We start from the raw sequence: 22949 nt of genomic DNA, 5'->3' as shown, positions 1-22949 counted from the left end.
GTGTTTTTTATTTGAGACCACTTCCATTACCTGAAAGGTCTCTAATGACTCCTCTGACAACCGTAGATAATTTTGAAAACTTTGGACTGAGTGCGCCTGTGATGGCTGCGATGGCAGACATGGGTTTCACCACTCCAACTCCGATCCAGCGTCAGGCATTGCCGATTCTGCTGGCTGGTGCCAACGACTTCATCGGTCTGGCATCCACAGGTACAGGTAAAACTGCTGCCTTCGGTATCCCACTGATTGAAAATATCGACAGCACAACGAAAGACACACAAGCTTTGGTTCTTAGCCCGACTCGTGAGCTGGCTCTGCAAGTGGCAGAACAACTGACTTTGCTGGGTAAGAAAAAAGGCGTTCGCGTAGTGACTATCTACGGTGGCGCTTCTTACCGCACACAAATCGACGGCATCAAACGTGGTGCGCACATCGTTGTGGCAACTCCAGGTCGTCTGGTGGACTTCCTTGAGCAAAAAATGATCAAACTGCAAAGCGTGAAAACTGTTGTCCTTGATGAGGCCGACGAAATGCTTTCCATGGGCTTCAAAGAAGCTTTGGAAACAATCCTTTCCGCGACTCAACCGGATGATTCTGATTCTGTTCGTGCGGCATGCCGTACTTGGTTGTTCTCTGCAACCATGTCCTCCGAAGTTCGCCGTTTGACTTCCACTTACCTTGAGAATCCTGAAACTGTATCAGTGAACAAAGTGGGTGGCACGGCTGACACCATCGAGCAGATTTACTACACAGTTAAAAACTCCTATAAGACTGAAGTCATTGCACGTTTGCTGCAAACAGCTCCGGAATTCTATGGCATCATCTTCTGCCAGACGAAAATGGAAGTGGCCGAGCTTGCAGACATCCTGACTCAACGTGGTTTCCCGGCAGACTCTCTGCATGGTGATAAATCCCAGCAGGAACGTGAAGCGACTTTGAAGAAATTCAAACAGCGTCACGTGAAAGTCATCGTGGCAACGGACGTTGCAGCCCGTGGTTTGGATATCAAGGATCTGACTCACGTTGTGAATCACTCTTTGCCTTGGGATTCTGAATCCTATGTTCACCGTATCGGTCGTACCGGCCGTAACGGTCAAAAAGGAACAGCGATCACCTTGGTAAATCCAGAGCAACTGACTCTTCTTCGCCGTGTGATGCAAAACACGAAAGCGGTTTTGACCAAAGGTGTAGTTCCATCCGCTGATGAAGTGGCTGGTCTTAAAATCAAAGATGTTATGGATAAAGTCAGCACCATGGACTCTGAATCCGTGCCATTGCAATTGGCGATGGACCTGATCCAGGATCTGATCCAGGCTGAAGACATCAACTTCAAAGACCTTTCCAAAGAAGAGCTTTTGGGTCGTTTCATCGCAGCTTACTTCCCGAACGTGTTCGTGAAAAAAGATCTGATGCTGGACTACATGGGCGACCGTGTTCCGCGCGAACTTTTGCCGCGTGATCCGAAAGACAACCGTTTCAGCCGTGGTCGTGACAATAACGATGGCGACCGTGATGACTTCCGTGCACGCCGCCCATTCGGTGGTGGTCGCCGTGACAATGGTGGCGGCCGTGGATTCCGTTCCAATTCAAGTGGCGGCGCCAGCGCCAGCTTCCGTGGTGGCAGTTCTGCTCCACGCACAGAAGGCTCTTTAGAGCGCGCAGACCGCCCGGAACGCACTGAACGCCCGGTAGTAAGAACTGAGCGTGCCGAACGTTCTGAGCGTCCTCTTCGCACTGAACGTGCGGAACGCTCTGAGCGCAGCGAGCGTGGTGGTGGGTTCTCTCCCGAACGTCGTGATCACAGTGGCATCAAACGTCAGCGTGCTCCAAAGCGCCAGTTCCGCGACTAACACGCCCGTCTCATTGTGAGACAGCGCAGTTTCGGCATTACAGTGTATTAGAAATGAACATGAGGAGACTCCAAGAGTCTCCTCATTTCGTTTTGAGATCTCGGCATCATGCTTGCTTTGCAGTAATGTCGGAGACTTTATGAAACGATTGCTATTTACACTCGCATTCTTGCTGACGGCCGCACAGGCTTCGGCAAAAGTATCAACGAGCGGCGGAAGCCTGTACCAACGAGATGGTGCTGCGGCTCCATGCACATCGGCGTCCTGTATGGGCGCTTCGTCGGAAACCGTGGATCAACTTCGTCAATTAAGAAGCTCCGTCGGCGGAGACCAATCTTATCTTGATCTGTTCCGTTACAATCAAACTCGGAATTTGGGTCAAGAGTGCTCTAGTTTTGTCAGTGAAACCGGTCTGGGCAAATGGGGCAAATCCATTTCCAAAAACTTGAACGCCAATGACTTTGCCTATCTGTTTGAAGGCACGGATGACCTGCGCAAGGTCTGCCCGTCTTACGGTTCCTTGAAAAGCTCTGAGAAAAAAATCATCTGGATCGCTATTATCAATGTTATGGCTATTGGTGAATCCACCTGTGGCACAGACCCTCGCATGAATAGAGCCCAAGGCCCTAACGGACGCTTGGCTGGCGTGATCCAACTGCACAGCGGGAAAGAGCAAAACTATTCTGGCGGCTGCAACAAAGGTGATTCCAAAACACCAGAGACCACTTTAAACTGCACCCTGCACATGATGGACGATCAGCTTCGTCGTGATGGTAAGCTCTTCAGCCGTAAGTCCTACTGGGATGTGCTGCGCCCTCAAGGACGTGGTCAGAAGTATCTGGAGATTCAAAAAGTCGTTCGCGGGCTTTCCATCTGCAAATAAAAAAAAGGCGCCGGTTTCTGCCGACGCCTTTTTTATTTTGTGTCCGTAAAAGTCTTATTCTTTTTTCCCACCATGGATCATATCAGAAACCAACCCCTGGTCATGACGTAACTCTGCGATAACAACCCCGACAAGATGGCCCACAACGAAAACAACAAAGAACCACATCGAGAGTTCATGGACTTCCTTGATGGGATTGATCACGGCCTTATCCAACCCCAACGAGTCCTTGAAGTACATGACCAGTCCCGAAACAACCATAAAAGCAGTGACCAGATAAAACAGCGCATAGCCCGTGCGAACCAAAGCATAATGAACCGCATTGGCTTTTTCTGCAGCAGGAACTTTAGAAAGATTCCAAGTGGCTTTCACAGCATGGGCTGCGGGACAGGATTTGACTGAAAAAATACCGACCAGAATCCTCACCACCAGCAGGCCGCCCAAGGTGAAGCCCAAAACATAGTGCCAGTCCCACATCGGTGTGCGAATACCAACGGCGATATCCTTAGCCAATTCTGGCGTGATGCTTCCGCCCGCCGCTTGAATTTTTTGTTCAATCAAGGCGGCATTCCCACGCCAACTTAAGAAGGTTTTACGTAAAAACGCAGTGCCCAACAGACCCAAGATGGCCAAAGCATTCAGCCAGTGCCACAGGCGCAGACCCGCCGGTTGATATTTTTTAAAGCTATATGAATTCATGCGCTCACGATATCATGTCAGGCCGCACGACTGAAAGACAAAAGTGCTGACTTAAGATCATCAGCAACCTCCAACCCTCGGACCACGCCCATGCGAACCAGGCGTTCTCGCAAGGCTCCGGGCAAAGCACACAGCCGGACTTCAGCCGGTTTCAGACGAATGTCCCTTTGCACCTGCGCCAACCACGGGATGGCGTCTGTGCTGATGGACCCGACATCCTGAAAGTACAGAACCACGCAACGCACTTCAGATTTTGACAACAGCTCCTGACGACAGGCTTCCAAAGCCGCCAAAACCGGTGTGCTGATCTCCCCGGAAAAGGAAACCACCAGCATGTTATTGCGCTGATTAAAGCTATATTGAAACGACTTCTGATCTTCCAACGTACAACTCCTAGAAATCGAATTCCTGATTGGCTCCCATTTTACCATAGCTCGTCCGGGATCAAACCTTTAGGTGAGGGAGTGATCAACTTGAGGCAAAATACCGCTGCGGACCCGAGCCCCGTTCTGGAAAGCGTTTTAATTCGATTCCACCGGAGTTTTCACTCTATTTTGGGGTCCTTACAACACTCCGTTTGACAAGGAGACGCCCCCCCAATAAATCTTTCTGTGCTTGTTTTTATGGGGGGTTTCATGAAAGTTCTAACGGCGCTATTGCTTGCCTTCTTTGTGTCTGCATCCGGTGCTTTTGCTGCACCTAAAGTTCCAGCGGGACCTGTGACCATCAACCCGGAATCATTGCGTCGCATGTACCTTGAGCGCAATGTCGGAATCGCCATCTCCCTGAACGAAGTTTATCAAGCCAAAGAAAAAGTAAACGTGGCCCGTGGCAACCTGCTGCCATCTGTAAACCTGGGCGCCGTGATCTCCAGCGGACCGAGCTTCGCTTTGACTTCAGTTTCCTTCCTTTTGCCTTTCCTGATGCCAAGTAACTGGCTGGATCTAAAAGAAAGCGCCCACCTTCTGCGTGCGCAGGGGAACTCCTACTACATCGCTCAACTGAACGGCTATTCATCTGCGTATTCCATCTACATGACGATTCTGGGTGACATGGAACTTCGCGATGCCCTGCAGGTTCAATACGAAAACATGAAAGGTATCGAAGAACAACTTCGCCTTCCGGCAGAGCTGGGTATCATCCGCAAAGAAGACTACCTGCAAGCACAAGCGCAAACTCAAATGGCGTTGGTTCAGGTTTCCCAGGTGGATGAGCTGATCCGTCGTGAAAAGGCCGCCGTTCGTGAACTGCTGGGCTTGCCACTGACTGCTGAAATCGTGTTCCAACCTGCGGCTGTGACGGCGTCTCCGGCTGAAAACTGGTCTCCACAAGATATGTTGAATCAGATCTTTGAGAAGTCCCCGGAAAACAAACAAATGAACTCTATGGTCCTGGCGGCTCAAGTGGCTAAATGGAGCAAAGCTTTCAGCTTCCTGGGTGGCAGCTCTTTGGGGGCGACACGTTCCAATGGTTCCTTCGGAGACCTTCAGCAAACCGGTTCCGTGAATTTTGGTTTTGCTTACTTCCCGTCTTTGAAGATCAGCAACCTGAACATCGAACAACTGCGTCTGCGTAAGAAAGAATTGCAGTTCGAGCAGGCCAATCTGGTGGAAGTCACATTGGGCGCTTTGATTGAAGCCCAAAGACAATACGGTGCTTCCGTTCAGGCGCATGCTAATATGGTAAAAGTTTATGAAGCGGAAGTTCTGCGCTTCAATGTGGGCATGACAGACCTCATGCACGTTTTGGATGCCGCCAACAAGCTGACGAACTCCATTATGACCAAAGTTAAAGCTCAGACGGCGCTCAACACTTTGCGTGTCAGTCTGCACCGTCTGATGATTTCTGATCAGTTTGCGAAAGTGGACAGTTGTGAAATCGAACGCCGCAGCTCCGGTGGCATCAAAGGCCGCTTGGGTCGTATCTTCAATCCTGATAAAGACCAAGTGACCCTGGATCAGGTCTGCGGCAACTAAGCCTGCGTCCTAGCGGACGCCCTCTGTAGGGCGTCCTTGCTCATCATGACCGCCGGGCCCATGGCCAAACTTCACAGGCGGTTCAAATCCTTTTTCCTTCAAGCAGGCATCCATCTTAGCGCGAGTTTCCTCGTCAGGAGCCTGAGGGCGCTGCCCCGCCTCCGGCCGCTCAATGCCCAGCTCCTCGCTACAGGCACGGAAAGCCTCTTTCATCGCTTCGCGGGATTTCTGCTGTTGGGCAGATGCTTGAACCCCCATAAATGTCAGAGACAACAATACAGTCAGGGCAAATACGGTTTTGTGGGCCTGTTTTAAAGTCATGACGACCTCCTATTTCGCATTCAGGTTAAGAGGGAAATATGGAGGTACAGTGGAAAAATCCCGCTTCAAGACGGGAACTCAAATTATGGAAGAACTATGACCGCTAGTGAGCTTCGCAAAGAATACCGGGCTCTTTGGACGTACCGACCAGATTGTAATAAGCAAGCACATCGAGGTCGTTGATAAACAAGTCACCCGTATAGCGCCCCGTGAAGGCTCCGTTTTTGCACGGCAGAAGCCTGAACGGACAGGAAAAGAAGAGAAGATAGAATCAATGTTTTCATGAGGGGACTTCTACTGAAGCCCCTCATGATTTGCAAGAATCCCGTAGTGAACTTTTAATTGGCTTTCAATACCTACTTCATCGAATGCAGGGCCACACGATTGCCTTCACAGTCCTCAAAAGTGGCAATAAAGCCCCACTCTCCGATGCTTTGCTTCGGAGAAAGAGTCTTGCCCCCCTTGGACTCAATTTTCTTTAAGGTATCTTCGATACTCGGAACGCTTAAATAAACCAGGCTGCCACTGTGGGACGGCTTATATCCTGTCCCCTGCACCAACGCGCCGGTCGCCCCCTGATCCTTATCCTGCCATGGAAAAGATGCCATCTTGGTCGGCCCCATTTCCATGGTTTTCAGGGTTACGCTGAAAGACTGCTCATAAAACTTCATCGCACGCCCGATATCACTCACCGGAATTTCAAACCACCCGCAGATATTCATACTTCCTCCTGTTTTTTGAGACCCAGTATAGGAAGCAATCCCCAGCGTGCCTGCAAAAAAATAATGCCCATGTGTAAAACACATGGGCACAGAGGATCTGGAGCAAACGAAATGTTCTTGTTTGAATTCGATCAGAGACACTGAAAAGCAACCTCTATCTTTTTCATCTAAGAAACATATGGCTCGTTACATCTCCTTTTTAAGCGAGGGACCAAACATTTGATCCGTTCACGGTCCTCTTGTCCTTGCGAGCTTCTGTTATTTCTAACTTCATTCTTCGCAAGTTCATGACTTCATCTTACTCCGCCCCGAAACAATAAAAACCCCAAACCCGCAACCTTACTGTCTCTTAAGCCGACGCAGGACTTTCTATTCGAATCTGTGTTTGTTCACTGAACTTTGGCAGAGATTATTCTGAGTCTGCTCCATATTCCTCTTGGTATTTGGTCCTAAAAATTATGGTGCCGTAACTATTTTTCCGTCATTCAACACATGTCAGCTAGCATCCTTCCAAGAACTGAACTCTTCATCATGGAGGATGAATGAATCTAATCACCAAATTTTCCGTTACTGCCGCGACTTTCCTGACACTTGCCGCCTGCTCAGGCCAGGATTATAGCAACGCCGAAAAACTTACCGATGACCCGGAAACCGAACAAACCCTTCCCAACACTGAAATGACCGATCAAACCGCAGACGTAGCTGATGTGGAAGCCGAAGACACCGCCATGGTGGAAGTAAACGCAAACGCTTCTGACTCTGCCGCCATTTTGCAAAAGTATGACCATCTTGATCCCAAGCGTTTGATTAACACCAAAGCGCTGGCCGAGGCCGTTTTGTACTTTGAGAAGAATCAGTCCCGATTCAAAAACAAGAAGTATATTTCTTTGATTGATTTCGGCAAACGTTCCACCCAAGCCCGTTTCTTCATCGTCAATATGTCCTCAGGTGAGGTCATGGCGATCCACACCGCACACGGTAAAGGTTCCGATTCCAATCATGACGGTTATGCAGAGAAGTTCAGCAACAAATCCGGCTCCAATGCCAGCTCCCTGGGTTACTATCGTGCGGCGGAAACCTATTACGGCAAACATGGTTTGTCTTTGAAGTTGGATGGTCTTTCCAGCACCAACTCCAACGCGCGCGCCCGTGCAGTCGTTATTCACGGTGCCAGCTATGTTCGTGAGTCCAGCGTGATTCAAGGTCGCAGTTGGGGTTGCCCGGCGGTTGCCAACAACCTGCGCGACAAAGTCGTGGGCCTCCTCAAAGGGGGAAGCCTGATCTATGCCTTTGCGAATTAAATTATTTAATCACCGGTTTGGTTTCCGGTGGTGACTTGATCTCACCGCAGGCGATGCGATCTCCCGCTCCGCCTGCGGGTTGCGTATGATAGTCATCCGCTTTAGCATGAATCACCAACGAAGTCCCTTCCCTGGCAAGAATTGAATTCCTCCCGGCCATGATCGTCACCCTCGGATTAACGATATCGATCTGAGCCGTTCCATCACAAGACTTTTACTGAAGAACTTAAACATAGGCCCTCCAAAATTCTTTGACGGTAAAATAGTTTTACACTTTATCCAAAATAGATCCCTTTGTAATTTTCCAGAATTCGCCTACCCTATTGGGAGATCATTTTTGAGGTGACGTCTATGAAGTGGATTTTCGCAGCCCTGGTATGCCTTCTTGTTGGATGCAGCAGCTCTCCTAAGAAAGTACCTTCCCCGACAATTCCTGTGACGGTGACGGAAGAGCCTGCAGCATCGGCAAAGATCGACTATGTGGCTCTGCAAACTTTCCTTGGACTGGATCGTGGATCTGAAAACCTGGGATATACCGAAAGAGTCTTTAACACCTGCGAGGCCGGCTATGGCTATTCTCGAAATCAAGACTGCCACAAAGAGGTCTTTGTGGTCTTGCACTTCCGATTGCTCTGTCGTGATACAGAAGGCACCGTTTCGACTATCTTGACGGATGCAGACGTCAATCCGATTGCAGGGAAAACTGTGAAATGGAATTTAAAGGGAATGACTGGCGCGGTTGTGACTGACGGATTGGGATACGGTCAGATCCGCACCGTTTCGCGCATTTCTCAACGCCGGGAAAGACTGCGTTTATCGGTGGGACCTGAGTTTCTCTATATGCGGGCCAATGAAATCACCAAGGTCATTACACCTCGACCGTGGTGTGAGGCTTACTGACAGCTGACTTCTTCTATCTCCAATGTCAGGTTTTTTGCAAAGGCGCGAGCCTTGCCTTCACCCATGATGGTTGCAGAAAGATTTCCACGCAGGATTTCAGAGCCTCCGCAGGCCGTTTCCACAATCACATCCTGCTGTCCCAGATATTGAGTGAGCTTTTCCGCCGTCTCAGTGGACTGAACCTCTAAGCTTTGTTTCGCTCCTTGAGCACCCGCCTTGAAGATTTCAAGCTCTGCACGTACTTTGGTGTTCAGAGGGTAAGCTCGCAGACTTAAAAGCTGGCGGCTGTCTTTCACGATGATCTTTTTCCCTCGCTCTGCCTGCAAGGTCAGAGCAAAGGTGCAGGTTCCTCGCGCAATGCGACTGCTTTCTTCTTTCTTCACATAAAGACCGGACGGGATAACGACACGCCCCTCTCCTGCGGATTGCAGGTCATAGCGGCCCGGAGTCGATTCACACGCATTCCCTGCAGTTTCAACAAAACCAACTTGTGCGGCCTTGGATTGATAAGAAATCAAAAGGAAAAAAGCTGCTAGAAGTGTGCGTCGAATCATAATTCCCCCTTAAAGATCTCTGGGGCCTCATTGCCACCAGAAGACTCTACTAAGAGAAACTATTTCAAATAAGATGCCAATACTTTTTGACTCCGCTCAGCCCGCGGACAGCCCCGTAAAACACTGAACCCAAAGTTTCATGCCTTGAGAGTGTCGTGAGCAAAGAAGTTTCGCTGAGCCATATCCAACGCATGGGCTTGCGCCTCACTCTGACATTTTGTGCTGAATCGCAAAGATGACAGTCCTTGCTTTGCCCTTGTGGCCTCCTTGACTGCCTTTAGGAAAAGCAATTTCAAAGCCACTCAACAAGAACTGCTGAGCAGAATAATTTTAAGGAGTTGAGAGGTCATATTCGCAGAGGAATTTTAGAGAAACTGTCTTTTGTCTGAGATCTCGACAAAAGGAATAAAAAAAGGGCAGGTTTTATCAACCTGCCCTTTGGAATTTAAGATGAAAATCTCAAATTAACCGCGGTTACCACCGCGACCGCCACCGAAGCCACCACGGCCACCGCCGCCGCCGCCACGACCACCACCGAAGCCACCACGGTTCTCACGAGGAGCCATTGGTTTAGCTTCAGATACGTTCAACGCACGACCCATCAACTCAACGCCATTCAATTTAGCGATTGCAGTTGCTGCTTCTTCATCAGTAGACATCTCAACGAATGCGAAACCTTTAGAACGACCAGTTTCACGATCGATCACGATGCGTGCAGATTCAACGTTACCGAATTCAGCGAAAGTATCAGCCAAAGACTGATCATCCAAAGAATAAGAAAGATTTCCAACGTAGATTTTTTTACCCATATAAACCTCCTAAGATTTGCTTTTGGGAAGCTCTTAAGAGGTCCTGGGCCCTATGCCCGAAAACTCTCCAGAGACTAAATTCTTCTGAATTTCTAGCGAACTTCCGGGCAAAAGTGAAACAATTAAAATGGGTTTTGTGTAAATGTGCAGTTTTTCATGACCCCCATGGGGACAGGCCGCACAGGGAAGATTTCATAAATTTTAGCAAATGCTCATGAAATCATATACTTACGTAAAATTATCGCAAAACCGCCAAATTTAAGGGCTCCACGACAAAGACTCCCCCTAAGGGTCTAGGCTGGCCCAACAAGGCGCAAACCATCGTCCGATATGGTCACCAATCGCCGTTTATAAAGTCCGCCCAGGGCTATTTTGTACTTCTTTTTGCTGACTCCGAAGAGGTCATAGATCAATTCAGCATCCGTTTTGTCATTGATTGGCAGGAAGCCGCCACGCGCTTTCAGAGCTTCCAGAATCTTGTCATCAATACCTGCCGCCGCTTTATGTCCGGTCAGCTGCTGCTGATGCAAAGTCAGATCAACCTTGCCATCGTCACGTACATTCTTGATATAGCCCTGCAACTTCTGCCCATAATCCAGGCGCTGGAAAACTTCATTTCCAAACAATATCCCCCAGTGGCGATTGTTGATGATGGCTTTATAACCCAAATCCGTTTTCGCAGCGATAAACAGATCCACAACCTGACCAGCTTCATAGGCTCCCGGCTCTTTATCAATAAAGCGCTCCAAACGCATGGAAGCGGAAATGCGATCACTCTTATCCAGATATAAATGCACGACCGCATACTGGCCGACTTTCAATTCACGAGTCTGTTCGCTGAATGGCAGGAACAAGTCTTTTGGCAGCCCCCAATCAAGAAAGGCCCCGACACGCTCCAGAGATTTCACGCGCAGATTGGCAAAGGTGCCCACCATGGCAAACGGCATTTCCGTCGTCGCCATCAGGCGATCTTCCGAATCAAAGCAAACGAAAACTTCCACTTCGTCACCCAGCTCACATTTTTCCGGCACGTATCTGCGAGGCAAAAGAATTTCGCCATCGTTTTCCCCATCAAGGAAGACACCGAATTCTGCGCGTTTAATGACTTTGAGCTTATTGATCTGACCGATTTGCACCATAGTGACGCCAGTGATGCCACAAAAGCCCCCTTTCGGGAATCTATTTCTTACCGGCTCATTTTATTGGCCCCCCCTTGCAAATTCTGCTAAGGAATAACTTCAATTTTTCATCGAGGTTCCTGTGTCAGAAAATCAATTTTCATCCCTGCCCCTTTCGTCAGAACTCCTGACAGTTCTTCAAGAGCTGGGCTTCGCGGAAATGACACCGATTCAACAGGAAAGCCTGCCCCTGCTGCTGGCGGGTAAAGACATCATTGGCCAGGCGAAAACCGGCAGTGGTAAAACCGCCGCCTTTGCTCTGCCTATTTTGAATAAAATCAAAATTGAGGAATCTTACCTGCAAGCTCTTATTCTGTGCCCGACTCGCGAACTGGCAACCCAGGTTGTTGGAGAAATTCGCAAACTGGGACGCCGTCTTCCGGGTCTTCAGGTGCTTTCTTTGACTGGAGGCCAATCCGGTCGTGAACAAGTTCAATCTTTGGAAAATGGGGTGCAGATTGCGGTGGGAACTCCCGGCCGTGTCGCTGACTTTGTCACACGCAACCGTGTGGACCTTTCAGCAGTAAAAACAGTCGTCCTGGATGAAGCCGACAAGATGCTGGACATGGGCTTTGCTGATGAAATCAAAACGGTCATGAGCGACCTTCCCGGCTCCCGTCAAACAGTCTTTTTCTCTGCGACCTTCCCGGAATCCATCGAGCATCTGAGTCGTAAATATCAACGACATGTCACCCCGGTGATCATCGAGGAAGAAGAGTCCAACGCCATTGAACAGCTTGTCTATGACTGCGAAGACGATGACAAAGCTAATACGCTCCTGCGTGTGTTGCAGCAGCACCCTTCTGATTCCACCATCGTCTTCTGCAATACCAGAATCGCCGTCGATACGCTAGCGGACCTTCTGACCCAACAAGGAGTTCCGGCTGGGGCTTTGCACGGAGACATGGAACAGCGCGAACGCGACCGCGTGATGGCTTTGTTCCGCAACAAGTCCCATCGTATTCTGGTGGCGACGGATGTAGCTGCGCGTGGCTTGGATATTGATCATCTGGAGCTGGTGATCAACTTCGACCTGCCACTAAGCCCGGAGATTTACGTTCACCGCATTGGCCGAACAGGTCGTGCAGGAAAAACCGGCGTGGCCGTGACCCTGGCACACCCCAAAGACACCCTGAAACTGACGGCCTTCAGCGAGGCCACCGGCGGAAAATTCCAACGTCCTTCTCTGGGATTCAAAAACCAGTATGGCCTGAACAAAAATCTGCGTGAAGCACCGATGAGGACTCTGTCTATTTCCGGTGGTCGCAAAGACAAACTTCGTCCCGGGGATATTCTGGGGGCCCTGACGGGTGATGCGGGAATTGCGGGTACTGAGGTCGGCAAAATCGAGATTCAGGACAAGATCTCTTACGTGGCGGTTTCTAACAAAATGGCCGATACGGCCTTGCAGAAGTTGCGCGACGGTCGCATCAAAGGCCAAAAGTTTCAGGTCAAATTCGTCAAATAAGTCTAGCGACTGGTGAAGATAGCCAGATTCCCCAAATCGAATTCCCGACCTGGGGGCCAGGCTTCGCGCTCGGCCACTTCTTGCAGCCACAACCTGGCATTGCCTTTCGTGACGATGACAATACGGCGATGGCGGGAAAATTCGATCAACTGATTCAGGACATGCAGATAGGTCTCTTTACTGAAGGGATCATACAGATAATAAACTTCCGCTTCCGGAATTTTAAAACTCTTTTCCGCCAGATCCTGAGTATAGAAATGAACATTACTTTCCAGGCCGAACTTGGCCGTCGAAGTGTTTGATATATCCACACGATGCTGAACATATTCATAGCCAACAAAATCGATATCCGGCCTTAAGAACCCAATGACCAGACCCACGCGGCCATATCCAGAGCCCAAATCAATAAACCGACAACCTTCGGAAGGATTGATCTCTCTCAATGCCGTTAAAAGTGTCGAATAGGACGATTGAACTCCTAACCCCGCCCCTTCATAAAGTCTTTCATTAATCGTCAAATCTGTCTTCATCCCCACATCGGCTGAATAGTCCAACCCGAAAATCTGATCCAAGCCATCGAAGGTACGGTACAAGGAAAATGCCAGCGAACGAGCTCTGGAATTACCCCCTTGAAGCAGAACATGTTCATACTGAAACACCTGCACCATCAAACTCAAAGCGCGTGCCATGAACCGCTTTTGCTCGTCTACCGGGGAATTCTGAATGTGAAAAATAAAGGACTGTTCTTGTTCTTCAGCGCTCTTTACAAGCGACTTTAACTGTTTGGCATCAAGCTGACCAAGGGGTTCCTGAAGATACTGGAGAGAGAGAAGGTTTGAAGAGAAAATGTTTTGAAGAAAATTCTGATACTGTTCGCTGAAGTCTGTCTGTTTGGATAAGAGCCACTGTTCATCCTGCATAAACCTGATCGCCGATTCCAGAAAAGTCAGATCCACATAAAAGGCGGCCTTTTCCTCGGCGTTCAGATCACCCCAGGGAAGTTCACCTTTGGGGGGAATCTTAAGAAATGAAAGCAGTAACTTTTGATTCAGCGTCATTCATAAAGCTTAGCATGAGTTCCTGGAAAGGAACGGAATTCCTAAAAATAACGCCAAGTTTTAGCAAAACTTGTGAAACCAAAAAAGATTTGACTCCCATGGGGGCCATGGCCCATAAAGCTCCCGAACGCTAGGGGTGTTGGGACCGAAAAAGTCCCGGCTGAGAATAACCCTTTGAACCTGATAGAGATAATGCTCGCGCAGGGAAGCTGAAGCAGACACCTGCGCTCACCTTCCCTATTAAGGGAAGGCTATGAAAAAATCACTGTTAATACTGGCAACACTTTTCACTCACTTTACAGCCGGAGCCGATGACATCGACACCATCACGGTTCAAGACCAGGACACGTCCCTGGAGTCGCCCGGTTTTGAAGTCCCCTATCCCGCGCTTCCTTTATCTGCTCGGGTGATTTCCTCTCAAAAACTGCAAGACCAACGTGTGCATCGCCTGTCAGACATCACGCTGATTGATGCCTCGGTCACGGACAGCTACAACGCCTCTGGATATTGGGATTTTATTTCGATCCGCGGGTTTACTTTGGACAACCGCTACAACTTCTTGCGCGAAGGCCTGCCGATCAATGCACAGACTTCGATTCCGCTGGATAACAAAGAACGCATTGAAGTTCTGAAGGGCTTAAGCTCCGTGCAGGCCGGCTCGGCTTCTCCCGGGGGGATGATCAACTATGTTGTGAAACGTCCCACAGAAAAGCGTCTGTTAAAACTCAACACGGAAATCAGTTCGGAAGGCAACTGGCTGCTGGGAGCTGATGCCAGTGGCCGCATTGCCGGAGCTGAACAATTTGGTTATCGCCTGAATGTTGCCCACGAAAACTTGCGCCCGCCGATTGACAACTCCGAGGGCACAAGGTCTTTATTAAGTCTTGCCAACGACTGGCGAGCGTCTTCAACTTCCTTGCTGGAATCAGACATCGAATGGTCCCGCCGCTCTCAACCCACACAAGCGGCTTTCAGCCTTTTGGGAAATACGCTGCCTGCCGTGCAAGACCCACGATTGAATCTAAACAACCAATCCTGGTCCAAGCCTGTCGTATTCGAAGGACTGACCGCCACCCTGCGCTGGACACAAAAGTTGAACAGTCATCTGACTTGGGTGACCACGGTCGGTATCCAAAACTTGCAGACGGATGACCGCCTGGCTTACCCGTATGGATGTTCTGCCGAAAATAACTTTGATCGCTATTGTTCGGATGGCACGTTTGATCTTTATGATTTCCGCAGCGACAACGAGCGCCGAGATACTCAAGCCGCAAGAACTGCGCTGCAACTGCAAACCCAAACCGGGCCCGTCGCTCATCAGCTCAATGTCGGATATGTCGGCACGAAAATGCAGGAAAACTATGAAAAACAGGCCTATAACTTTGTTGGGATTGGCAAGGTCGATGGCAGCGTACAACTGCCCGGCAACGGAGCTTTAAATGATGAAAACACCAACCGAGAATCCTCTGTCAGCGAGTTCTTTATTTATGATACCGCCACCTTCGGAGCCTGGAGAGGATGGCTGGGTGCTCGCATCAATGATATCCAGCGAAGGAGTATTCGTACAGACGGATCGCGGGTAACAAATTTCCGGGAAAATTTCGTGCTGCCATGGGCAGCTTTGTCCTATCAAATCTCTGACGAACTTCTGACCTATGTCAGTTACGGCGAAGGAGTCGAAACCTACGTCATTCCAAACCGCAACGGCTATACTCATCCCGGTCAGTTTGTGCCTGACGTGATCAGCAAACAGTTTGAACTCGGCCTGCGCAGAACTCAGGACACTTTGACCTGGGGCCTGGCCGCTTTCCAGATTGATCGCCCCACGGTGGAAGATCAGCGCCCTGCTTTTCAAATTGATGGCAAAGCCTTGCATCAGGGACTGGAGCTGGATCTACAAAAAAAATGGCAACAGGTCGAACTGGGGGCTTCAGGCATGTGGCTGCATGCTTCAAGAAAAGACAGCGTCCTGAATCCATCCATCAATGGCAAGCGCCCCGTCAACCTGCCTGATCACACATTGCGAGTTCAAGGGGTTTATCATCTGACCTCGGTGCCGGGTCTCAGTGTGGACACTCGTCTTTCTTATGAGGGTGATCGCGCTGTCACAGCAGATAACTCCATCATGCTTGAAGCGTGGACTCGCTGGGATGTTGGCAGCAGCTATCACTTCGGCCCCAGTGACAAAGCGACTCTCGTTCGTCTGTCTGTAGAAAATGTGACGGATCAAAAATACTGGAAGGAATCCCCGACTCAATACGGACATATCTATTTGTATCCGGGAATGGAACGATTGGTGACTTTGTCGTTACAGACGCATCTTTAATCGGCGCTGGGCACTGTCTTAAACTGCGGGGCCTCGGCCCCCATCTGCAGCGCCAGCTCCAAGATCGCCTGTTTATGGTAAGACACACTGGTGTATTCACCAAAATTCCGGCAGTTCGGTGACCCTGCATGAGCCCCGCGGGTCACGGCCGCCAGCATAAGACCTTGTGATGTTTCCAAGAACGCCGGTCCACCAGAGTCCCCACGGCAAGCCCCCTGTCCAGCGCTGTGGTCCGCCACCAAGACAGATCCTTCCCTTCTGACAAAGGGAACACGGGTCTTATTCAGCCCCGTCGCCGACTGGGCCTTACCCAGTTCATTGATAATCCCAAAGCCAGCCAACAGAAACTGTGTCCCTTGCTGAAGCTCTGGCCCCTGATCCAGGATTGCCACAGGCTCAGCCGCCGCAGGAACTTCTTCCGCCAGCTTGATCAGCCCAATATCGTTGAGGCTTGTAACATAGCGACCCCAGCCGTCTTTGACTCGATGGTATTGATTGTGAAAGGTGGATTCAGCAACCCCAACAAATCCCGGGTCCTGCATGGTCACAGGCAAAGTCGCCCCAAAATAAACCGTCACAGGCATTCGCTCAAAATCGACCAGACAATGAGCCGCTGTTAAAATCAGATTGCGTGAAATCAAAACACCGGTGCAAACGGACACCGGCATTCCGCCAATATCAGCGATCAAAGACACCGTGGAACGGGTCACCAAATCGCTTTCCAGGGCTGCTTCGCCACCAATGATAGCCGTTTCAAATTTTGCAATTGAAGATGTATTTTGAGAAGAGCAAGCCGCAAGCCAAAAGCACAATAATGAAAGCACAGACTTTGCGGATCTCACAGGGTCTCCTCCGAACGGGAACACATTCCCGGAAGAATACCTCAAGATCCGCTTTGCCCGCTAAGGATAGTTACCTGTCAAAAAAATGGACGGTAGAAAGTTCATACCGCCGTCAGCCTTAAATCTTTTTAAGAGCCTCTGTCAGGTCACCAATAATATCCATGACATTTTCCAAACCGATGCTCAGGCGAATGGCGCGTGGATCAATGCCGCTGTGCCCGCGCTTGTCATCTGGAATCGCGGAATGAGTCATAAAGCCCGGCACCTCAATCAGCGTTTTTGTCAGACCAAGGCTGACCGCCAACGTGATCGCATAAGAATTGGTCGCGATATCATCGACAAATTTCTGACACTTTTTCATGTCACCTTTGAGCTTGAATGAAATCATCGTTCCGGGAGCAAACTTTCCTTCCGGGGATTTCAGATATTTTTTTGCAAGCTTGTACTGATCATGACTTTTCAATCCCGGATAGGTGACACTTTCCACTTTCGGGTGACTTTCCAGGAATTTTGCGACAGCCAAAGCCGAATCCTGCTGCTGTTCAAAACGAATGGCCTGCGTGGAAATACCGTAAACCAGAATATGCCATGCCGAATACGGATGAATGATCGCACCAAAATCTTTGCGTGCCACACGCAGCTGACTTTCGTGGGATTTCGGAGCGATCACCGCGCCCCCCATTTCTGTTCCAAAGCCGGAAATATTTTTCGTCAGACTTTGAATGACGAAATCCACACCCCATTCAATCGGGCGCAAGGCCCAAGGTGTTGGGAAGGTATTGTCCACCACAGTGTAAATGCGTTCGTCTTTGGAACGTTTTTTGTTGGCCGCCTTCACCAAGGCCGTGATCTTTTCCAGATCTGCAATTTCAAGAATAGGATTGGAAACTGATTCAAAGTACACCACTCGTGTTGTCGGGTCCGCCAGTTCGGCTTCAAGATCCTTGAAGTCATTTACATCCATCAAGGAATGACGGATGCCGAAGCGAGGCAACCAGTTCGTCAACAAACTGTACGTGCATCCATAAAGAGTTTTGTGTGCGACAACCTTCTGACCACTTGCCAGCAACGACATCAGCGTAGAGGCAATCGCTCCCATACCACTGCCGAAGGTGACAGCGCATTCGCCCTTTTCCAGCAAAGCCAGCTGATCTTCCAGCATTTTTGTTGTCGGTTCTTCCAAACGGTCATAGATCCAGATCGGTTTCTCTTTATCTGAAGGCGCTCCGAAAGTGCTAAATCCCTCAGCTCCTCGCTGCAAAGACTCCAGACGGAATGTCGTTGAAGCTGTCATCGGAGGAATCAGATGGTGAGAGAACTCCCAGGATTTGGACAAAAACTCACCGTGAATAGCTTGTGTGCGCGGTGACTTCGCTTTGGCGGCCTTCTTCTTCGTCATAAAAACTCCACTTTTATGACTGCAACTAGAGCACATGTTCTAATTGGAAGGAAGCTCTAATTCCAGTGCAGAGCCGTAAAGGGAACATCCGTCCCCAAATAGTCCACGCCAATTTCCTTCATCTTACCGAAGACTTCGGTGTCATTCGCGTTCCAGGCTGTGACGGTCAATCCCGCCGCATGGCATTCTTTGACAAGCTGCGAATCGATCCAATTCACACTCAAAGACAATCCGTCGGCCTTTGCCGCCTTCGCGATTTCCACCGGGTTGTTAGGAAGTCCAAACAGCAGACAGGTCGTTCTTATCTGTGGATTGTGTGTTTTAAAATCCAAAAGCCAACGATGATTGAAAGAAATCACGGTGATCTTTTCGATGTTTCCGTGAAGGCACAAAAGTTCGCCCAACCGGCCATAGTCCCCCTGGGACTTCAGTTCGATTTGCAGCTCCACGGTGCTGGAGGAAAGCCGTTGTAAAAACAGTTGCAGCACTTGCTCCAGACGTGGAAGCGGATCACCTTCCTTCGTGCGCACTTCAGAAAGCTCAGCCCAAGTTCTGGAGCTGACTTTGCCCTCGGAGGTCGTTGTGCGATTCAAAGTATCGTCATGATGAACCACCCAAATGCCATCCCGGGTTTCATGAATATCGAATTCAACAGCCGGAACTCCGGACTGCAGAGCAAACTCAAAAGATCGCATTGTATTTTCCGGCGCACGATCCCGTGCCCCGCGATGACCCATCATTTTCATGGCGTTATTGAAGCAAAGGAGTCCGTTTTACGCCACATTTTTCTCGCTTTCACATCACAAAACGCCTAATCTACGCGCCTATGGAATCCCCGCTGCGCCTGCTTTATCAGGATGAACATTTTTTTGCGATCGACAAACCCGCTGGTTTTTTCGTTCATCCACCAGAACTGTCACCCTACCCGGTGCCTAAAGAAAAGATCTGTCTTTATCATCTGCGCAAGATGATGAAAAAAGATGTCATCCCGGTGCACCGTCTGGATGCGCCGACCAGCGGAGTTCTGCTTTTTGCGATGTCACGGGATAAGGCCCGCGAGCTCAACCGCCTTTTCGCCGAACGGCAGATGCACAAAACTTATCAGGCCGTCATCCGAGGCTATGTCGAACCTGAAGGGATGATTGAACTTCCTTTGGAGGCCGACGAAGGACGCATTATTGTTGAAGCTCAAACCCAGTACAAAACCCTGGCGCAAGTGGAACTGCCATTTGCCGTTGGGAAGAAATATCCGACGTCGCGCTATTCTCTGGTACAAGTCCATCCCATCACGGGCCGCTGGCACCAAATCCGCCGCCATTTTGACCGCATCGCCCATCCTCTTTTAGGCGATATCGAACATGGCGACTCTCACCACAATCGCTTCTTCCGCGACACCCTGCAAATTCAGGGACTGTGCCTGAAAGCCACAGCCATTGAGCTTCAACACCCCTGGAGCGGCGAAAAAATTTCCATTCAGGCACCCCCTTGTGAAAAGTGGGAGCGAATTCATAGGCTTTTCCAACATGGCTTGGATGCAATTTGAGTTCACCCGGACCTGAATGTACTATCGCAGCGAATGGCAAAAAACGATCTAAAGACTTATTCCCCGAATAAAACCAATCAGGAATCTTTGGATCTTGCTATCCGCAAAGTCGATCTGATCTATCAACAAAATGTCACTGGCATTATCGCTATTGCCGCCAACGCCTCGGTTTACGTTTATATCGCCTGGGACAACATAGCGCACTTTTATCTGATTGCCTGGGCCGCGATTCTACTTGCAACGGCAGTGATCAGGCTGACCTTTCTGCGACGCTGGAATAAAATAAAAAACTCTCTGACCTACATCCATCAAACTCACTTCTGGCTCTATTCCATGTATATTCTTCTGGGTATTTCAGGTCTGTGCTGGGGAACAATTGGCTGGCTGGCACCTTACGGAGACACCGCTCAACAGATCATCACCGCTCTGCTGGTTTGTTCAATGTCCGCCGGAGCCATGATCACTTATGTCTCTTCTTGGATCGCGATGGCCTGTGTTGTTATTCCGGCGATGGCCTTCTGGGGGCTTGGATATATTTTTTCTGATCTTCCCTATCATATTCCCGTGGGCAGCTTGATCGTCTTGTACTGTTTTTTGATGGTGATCATAGGCAAGAATCTGCACATTGCTTTGGTTCAACTTCTTACTTTAGATTCCAAATTGCAAAAAAATGAAGAGCACCTGCGCATGTCGATGGCATCTTCAGATGCGCTTAGCTGGGACTGGGACATCCCCAATGACTCGGTCCACTGCGAGGGAAACTCCAGCCTGTTTCCCGAGGGGATCAGCCAACTAAAAACCATTTTGGAAGAATCGCTCAATACCATCACCGATCTGGATGCGGAAGCCCTGATCAAAGACATCAACAATCAGGATCGTCATATTGCCCTTCGCGGAAAGTTCTATCGCAACGCTGAAAACCAGCCTTATCGCGCCACTGGCATCGCCTGGGATATCACCACCAAACGCAATGAAGAAAACCTGCGCCGCGAACGCGATCTGCATGAAGCCGCCAACAATGCCAAATCCATTTTACTTGCCAATGCCAGCCATGAGATTCGCACACCATTAGCGGCCATCGTGGGTTTTGCAGAAACTTTGTTGCGCAACCCTTCCCTGGACGACCAAAGCCGTCGCGATGTTCAGTCCATCTATCGTCAGGGCAACTTTATGGCCTCGTTGGTGAACGATCTTCTGGATCTTTCAAAAATTGAAACCAACCGCCTCTATATTCAGAAAGCACCCATGAATCCCATGCACGAACTGGAAGACTCCATCTCAGTCATCCGCTCGGCTTTGGAAGAAGAAAAACATCATCTGCAGATCTACTACGATACACAGATTCCGGAAACCATCCTGTCAGATTCCGTGCGCTTTCGTCAGGTGCTGATCAATCTGCTTTCGAACGCAGTTAAGTTCACACGCGAAGGAACCATCACCGTACGCGTGGCATTTTCCACCAACATCGAAATGGAGGGCACGCTGTCCATCACCGTCTCGGACACAGGCATGGGCATGGATGCGGCCACGCAAAGAAACTTGTTCCAGCCCTTCGTGCGCGGAGAAAGCGCGGAAGTCCAACGTCTGCAGGGTTCCGGCTTGGGGCTGGCTCTTTCCGAGCGCCTGGCCAAGATGATGGGTGGTGAGCTTTACCTTTTGCACTCTGCCCCCGGCCAGGGCAGCACCTTTGAGTTCTCACTGAAGCTTGGAAAAGTACAAAATCTGAAGCTGATCTCTCCAACCCCCACAAAAATGCAAATGCAGGAACGTATCAAGCTGGCCAAGGAAACAGGCTTCCTGAAAGATCGCCACGTTCTGGTCGTTGATGACTCTGAAGATTTGCGCGCCCTGATGACCCGTTACCTGAAACGTCAGGAAGCTGCGGTGGAAACCGCAGAGAACGGGCAAGAAGCTGTCAGTAAGGCTTTGGCCCGCCCTTATGATGTGATCCTGATGGATCTTAAAATGCCGGTGATGGACGGCTATAAAGCGACCTCCCAGCTTCGCGAAAAAGGCTATCGCCAGCCGATCGTAGCGTTGACCGCTCAAGCCAGTGTGGAAGGCCAAACCCGCTGCCTGACGAACGGATTTGATGGATACCTGAGCAAGCCTGTGGATATGAACCTGCTTAACGAGATTCTGACTCGGGTCCGCACCTAGGAAATCGTCAAAAATTTCGACAAAAAACAGATTCCCACTTCTGGAAAAACTTCATGCTAAACTAAGGTCTATGATCAAAGAGCTTTGGCAGAACTTTCCACGACTGATTGAAGAAAAGATCAATGCCCTGCTGGACGAGGCCGAACCCAATCCGGCAAAAGCTTTCCAATTGTATAAAACCTGCCAGCAGGAAAATCTGTGGACTGAGAGCTTTGAGAAGTTTTCTGATCATCTGGATCATTTCTTCGCGATGCCCAAACAGGACCGCCGCAAAAGCGAACTGGATCGAGTGCTGGAGCGTCCTATGCACAGTTCGATCTTTGCCTCTTTCCACTTGAACTTTCGCACCGCCAGCGTCAGTAACCATTCAGTGCTAAGTCTGGCAAACTGGGCACACAATCTGATGCGCGTGGGGTACAAAACCGAAAGTGCCGTGATCTCGATGGATGTGCTAACTAAAACTTTGCACTACATCACGCACCCGCCTTTTTTTGAAAAAGCCGAAAACATTGAATTCGAGGACTTCTGTGCCGCTTGGAAGAAGACCGTCTTTGGGCTTTTCGGAAAACAGTACGATGCCGAACTGAACAAGATCGTCAGTGAACTGCGCTGGCTGCAGACGCAGATTCAAAGCGAAGAAAAGGCTTTGCAAAAAAGTGGCTTCGTTCCAACGATCTATCTGACCCAGACGGAAATCGACTGGACTGAAGCTGTATTGCAGGCGGTTTCAGAAAACATCGAGATCCCAAAATATCCCCTGTCAAAAGGGCCTCAGAAACAGCGCCTGATTGATCTGGTCCGCACCATCAGTCTGTATAAGATTGTCCAGACAACGAAGCTGCCTGAATTTATGGAACATCGGGACAAGATCCGAGCTACGATCATCGATCGCTGTGAAAAGTTGCTGCAGGAATGCGCCCGCTAAGACAAAAAGAAAAGGGGCCTTGGCGGCCCCTTCTT

Annotated in this window: 22 protein-coding genes and 1 riboswitch; of the genes, 10 read left to right on the top strand and 12 right to left on the bottom strand. The window is 49.7% G+C overall.

Annotated elements, in window-relative coordinates:
• Positions 1-44: 44 nt before the first annotated feature.
• Entirely contained in the window at positions 45-1850 is a 1806-nt protein-coding gene (locus tag ACES2G_RS06175) for a DEAD/DEAH box helicase (protein ID WP_374001573.1), read from the top strand.
• Between the two features lie 139 nt (positions 1851-1989).
• Positions 1990-2733, top strand: a complete 744-nt coding sequence (locus ACES2G_RS06170) for a hypothetical protein (protein ID WP_347357972.1) — start codon at positions 1990-1992, stop codon at positions 2731-2733.
• Positions 2734-2787: 54 nt separating this feature from the next.
• Here the strand turns inward: ACES2G_RS06170 and ACES2G_RS06165 are convergent, their stop codons facing one another.
• Positions 2788-3432: a cytochrome b/b6 domain-containing protein gene (locus tag ACES2G_RS06165; RefSeq protein ID WP_374001572.1), complete on the bottom strand. Its 645-nt coding sequence runs from the start codon at positions 3430-3432 to the stop codon at positions 2788-2790.
• A 17-nt stretch (positions 3433-3449) separates the two neighbouring features.
• Positions 3450-3815: an STAS domain-containing protein gene (locus ACES2G_RS06160; RefSeq protein WP_347357970.1), complete on the bottom strand. Its 366-nt coding sequence runs from the start codon at positions 3813-3815 to the stop codon at positions 3450-3452.
• 252 nt (positions 3816-4067) lie between these two features.
• Here ACES2G_RS06160 and ACES2G_RS06155 point away from each other — a divergent pair, with 252 nt between their 5' ends.
• A complete protein-coding gene (locus ACES2G_RS06155) occupies positions 4068-5408 on the top strand; it encodes a TolC family protein (RefSeq protein WP_347357969.1) in 1341 nt (446 codons plus the stop codon).
• Between the two features lie 9 nt (positions 5409-5417).
• On the opposite strand, the gene ACES2G_RS06150 is transcribed toward ACES2G_RS06155, so the two are convergent.
• Both ACES2G_RS06150 and ACES2G_RS06145 read right to left on the bottom strand, forming a co-directional pair.
• Complete coding sequence (locus tag ACES2G_RS06150) at positions 5418-5729, bottom strand: hypothetical protein (RefSeq protein WP_374001571.1); 312 nt, start codon at positions 5727-5729, stop codon at positions 5418-5420.
• Positions 5730-6085: 356 nt separating this feature from the next.
• Positions 6086-6451 carry a VOC family protein gene (locus ACES2G_RS06145; protein ID WP_347357967.1) on the bottom strand — a complete coding sequence of 122 codons (366 nt, stop codon included), beginning with the start codon at positions 6449-6451 and terminating at the stop codon, positions 6086-6088.
• Between the two features lie 542 nt (positions 6452-6993).
• On the opposite strand from ACES2G_RS06145, the gene ACES2G_RS06140 reads away from it, so the two are divergent.
• Entirely contained in the window at positions 6994-7752 is a 759-nt protein-coding gene (locus tag ACES2G_RS06140; RefSeq protein WP_374001570.1) for a murein L,D-transpeptidase catalytic domain family protein, read from the top strand.
• A gap of 1 nt (position 7753) precedes the next feature.
• On the opposite strand, the gene ACES2G_RS06135 is transcribed toward ACES2G_RS06140, so the two are convergent.
• Positions 7754-7912 (bottom strand): superoxide dismutase family protein, encoded by a 159-nt coding sequence (locus tag ACES2G_RS06135; RefSeq protein ID WP_374001569.1) that lies wholly within the window; start codon positions 7910-7912, stop codon positions 7754-7756.
• Positions 7913-8103: 191 nt separating this feature from the next.
• Between ACES2G_RS06135 and ACES2G_RS06130 the strand changes: the two genes are divergently transcribed.
• Positions 8104-8652, top strand: coding sequence for a hypothetical protein (locus ACES2G_RS06130; RefSeq protein ID WP_374001568.1), 549 nt, complete (start codon positions 8104-8106; stop codon positions 8650-8652).
• Here the strand turns inward: ACES2G_RS06130 and ACES2G_RS06125 are convergent.
• The 3 genes from ACES2G_RS06125 to ACES2G_RS06115 form a co-directional block, all read right to left on the bottom strand.
• Positions 8646-9206 carry a hypothetical protein gene (locus ACES2G_RS06125; protein WP_374001567.1) on the bottom strand — a complete coding sequence of 187 codons (561 nt, stop codon included), beginning with the start codon at positions 9204-9206 and terminating at the stop codon, positions 8646-8648. The genes ACES2G_RS06130 and ACES2G_RS06125 overlap by 7 nt on opposite strands.
• 464 nt (positions 9207-9670) lie before the next feature.
• Positions 9671-10015 carry an RNA-binding protein gene (locus tag ACES2G_RS06120; RefSeq protein WP_347356951.1) on the bottom strand — a complete coding sequence of 115 codons (345 nt, stop codon included), beginning with the start codon at positions 10013-10015 and terminating at the stop codon, positions 9671-9673.
• Positions 10016-10308: 293 nt separating this feature from the next.
• The gene (locus tag ACES2G_RS06115) at positions 10309-11154 is read right to left on the bottom strand and encodes a S1-like domain-containing RNA-binding protein (protein WP_347356950.1); all 846 of its coding nucleotides are present in this window, start codon (positions 11152-11154) and stop codon (positions 10309-10311) included.
• Between the two features lie 121 nt (positions 11155-11275).
• On the opposite strand from ACES2G_RS06115, the gene dbpA reads away from it, so the two are divergent.
• Positions 11276-12661 carry an ATP-dependent RNA helicase DbpA gene (gene dbpA, locus ACES2G_RS06110; protein WP_347356948.1) on the top strand — a complete coding sequence of 462 codons (1386 nt, stop codon included), beginning with the start codon at positions 11276-11278 and terminating at the stop codon, positions 12659-12661.
• Between the two features lie 2 nt (positions 12662-12663).
• Here the strand turns inward: dbpA and ACES2G_RS06105 are convergent, their stop codons facing one another.
• Positions 12664-13719, bottom strand: a complete 1056-nt coding sequence (locus ACES2G_RS06105; protein ID WP_347356947.1) for an SAM-dependent methyltransferase — start codon at positions 13717-13719, stop codon at positions 12664-12666.
• Positions 13720-13841: 122 nt separating this feature from the next.
• A riboswitch (TPP riboswitch) is annotated at positions 13842-13943 on the top strand.
• 29 nt (positions 13944-13972) lie between these two features.
• Here ACES2G_RS06105 and ACES2G_RS06100 point away from each other — a divergent pair.
• Positions 13973-16045, top strand: a complete 2073-nt coding sequence (locus ACES2G_RS06100; RefSeq protein ID WP_374001566.1) for a TonB-dependent siderophore receptor — start codon at positions 13973-13975, stop codon at positions 16043-16045.
• On the opposite strand, the gene ACES2G_RS06095 is transcribed toward ACES2G_RS06100, so the two are convergent.
• The 3 genes from ACES2G_RS06095 to ACES2G_RS06085 form a co-directional block, all read right to left on the bottom strand.
• Positions 16042-16887 (bottom strand): trypsin-like serine protease, encoded by an 846-nt coding sequence (locus ACES2G_RS06095; RefSeq protein WP_374001565.1) that lies wholly within the window; start codon positions 16885-16887, stop codon positions 16042-16044. The genes ACES2G_RS06100 and ACES2G_RS06095 overlap by 4 nt on opposite strands.
• Positions 16888-17005: 118 nt before the next feature.
• Positions 17006-18286, bottom strand: coding sequence for an aminotransferase class I/II-fold pyridoxal phosphate-dependent enzyme (locus tag ACES2G_RS06090; RefSeq protein ID WP_347356943.1), 1281 nt, complete (start codon positions 18284-18286; stop codon positions 17006-17008).
• Between the two features lie 56 nt (positions 18287-18342).
• Positions 18343-19032, bottom strand: coding sequence for a glycerophosphodiester phosphodiesterase (locus ACES2G_RS06085; RefSeq protein ID WP_374001564.1), 690 nt, complete (start codon positions 19030-19032; stop codon positions 18343-18345).
• 80 nt (positions 19033-19112) lie between these two features.
• On the opposite strand from ACES2G_RS06085, the gene ACES2G_RS06080 reads away from it, so the two are divergent.
• The 3 genes from ACES2G_RS06080 (at position 19113) to ACES2G_RS06070 (ending at position 22914) form a co-directional block, all read left to right on the top strand.
• Positions 19113-19829: a pseudouridine synthase gene (locus ACES2G_RS06080; protein ID WP_347356941.1), complete on the top strand. Its 717-nt coding sequence runs from the start codon at positions 19113-19115 to the stop codon at positions 19827-19829.
• A 33-nt stretch (positions 19830-19862) separates the two neighbouring features.
• Positions 19863-21989: a response regulator gene (locus ACES2G_RS06075; protein WP_347356940.1), complete on the top strand. Its 2127-nt coding sequence runs from the start codon at positions 19863-19865 to the stop codon at positions 21987-21989.
• A gap of 70 nt (positions 21990-22059) precedes the next feature.
• Positions 22060-22914: a hypothetical protein gene (locus ACES2G_RS06070; protein ID WP_374001563.1), complete on the top strand. Its 855-nt coding sequence runs from the start codon at positions 22060-22062 to the stop codon at positions 22912-22914.
• Positions 22915-22949 lie beyond the last annotated feature (35 nt).

The organism is Bdellovibrio bacteriovorus (assembly GCF_041888015.1).
Lineage (GTDB): Bacteria > Bdellovibrionota > Bdellovibrionia > Bdellovibrionales > Bdellovibrionaceae > Bdellovibrio.
Note: the sequence above shows the minus strand (reverse complement) of the source record. Positions and strands in the feature narration are given on the sequence as shown.

Excerpts from the sequence above, each read along its gene's own strand:
- ACES2G_RS06175 (WP_374001573.1), top strand. The coding sequence starts at position 45 with ATGACTCCTCTGACAACCGTAGATAATTTTGAAAACTTTGGACTGAGT.
- ACES2G_RS06170 (WP_347357972.1), top strand. The coding sequence starts at position 1,990 with ATGAAACGATTGCTATTTACACTCGCATTCTTGCTGACGGCCGCACAG.
- ACES2G_RS06165 (WP_374001572.1), bottom strand. The coding sequence starts at position 3,432 with ATGAATTCATATAGCTTTAAAAAATATCAACCGGCGGGTCTGCGCCTG.
- ACES2G_RS06155 (WP_347357969.1), top strand. The coding sequence starts at position 4,068 with ATGAAAGTTCTAACGGCGCTATTGCTTGCCTTCTTTGTGTCTGCATCC.
- ACES2G_RS06150 (WP_374001571.1), bottom strand. The coding sequence starts at position 5,729 with ATGACTTTAAAACAGGCCCACAAAACCGTATTTGCCCTGACTGTATTG.
- ACES2G_RS06145 (WP_347357967.1), bottom strand. The coding sequence starts at position 6,451 with ATGAATATCTGCGGGTGGTTTGAAATTCCGGTGAGTGATATCGGGCGT.
- ACES2G_RS06140 (WP_374001570.1), top strand. The coding sequence starts at position 6,994 with ATGAATCTAATCACCAAATTTTCCGTTACTGCCGCGACTTTCCTGACA.
- ACES2G_RS06135 (WP_374001569.1), bottom strand. The coding sequence starts at position 7,912 with ATGGCCGGGAGGAATTCAATTCTTGCCAGGGAAGGGACTTCGTTGGTG.
- ACES2G_RS06130 (WP_374001568.1), top strand. The coding sequence starts at position 8,104 with ATGAAGTGGATTTTCGCAGCCCTGGTATGCCTTCTTGTTGGATGCAGC.
- ACES2G_RS06125 (WP_374001567.1), bottom strand. The coding sequence starts at position 9,206 with ATGATTCGACGCACACTTCTAGCAGCTTTTTTCCTTTTGATTTCTTAT.
- ACES2G_RS06120 (WP_347356951.1), bottom strand. The coding sequence starts at position 10,015 with ATGGGTAAAAAAATCTACGTTGGAAATCTTTCTTATTCTTTGGATGAT.
- ACES2G_RS06115 (WP_347356950.1), bottom strand. The coding sequence starts at position 11,154 with ATGGTGCAAATCGGTCAGATCAATAAGCTCAAAGTCATTAAACGCGCA.
- ACES2G_RS06105 (WP_347356947.1), bottom strand. The coding sequence starts at position 13,719 with ATGACGCTGAATCAAAAGTTACTGCTTTCATTTCTTAAGATTCCCCCC.
- ACES2G_RS06100 (WP_374001566.1), top strand. The coding sequence starts at position 13,973 with ATGAAAAAATCACTGTTAATACTGGCAACACTTTTCACTCACTTTACA.
- ACES2G_RS06090 (WP_347356943.1), bottom strand. The coding sequence starts at position 18,286 with ATGACGAAGAAGAAGGCCGCCAAAGCGAAGTCACCGCGCACACAAGCT.
- ACES2G_RS06085 (WP_374001564.1), bottom strand. The coding sequence starts at position 19,032 with ATGAAAATGATGGGTCATCGCGGGGCACGGGATCGTGCGCCGGAAAAT.
- ACES2G_RS06080 (WP_347356941.1), top strand. The coding sequence starts at position 19,113 with ATGGAATCCCCGCTGCGCCTGCTTTATCAGGATGAACATTTTTTTGCG.
- ACES2G_RS06075 (WP_347356940.1), top strand. The coding sequence starts at position 19,863 with ATGGCAAAAAACGATCTAAAGACTTATTCCCCGAATAAAACCAATCAG.
- ACES2G_RS06070 (WP_374001563.1), top strand. The coding sequence starts at position 22,060 with ATGATCAAAGAGCTTTGGCAGAACTTTCCACGACTGATTGAAGAAAAG.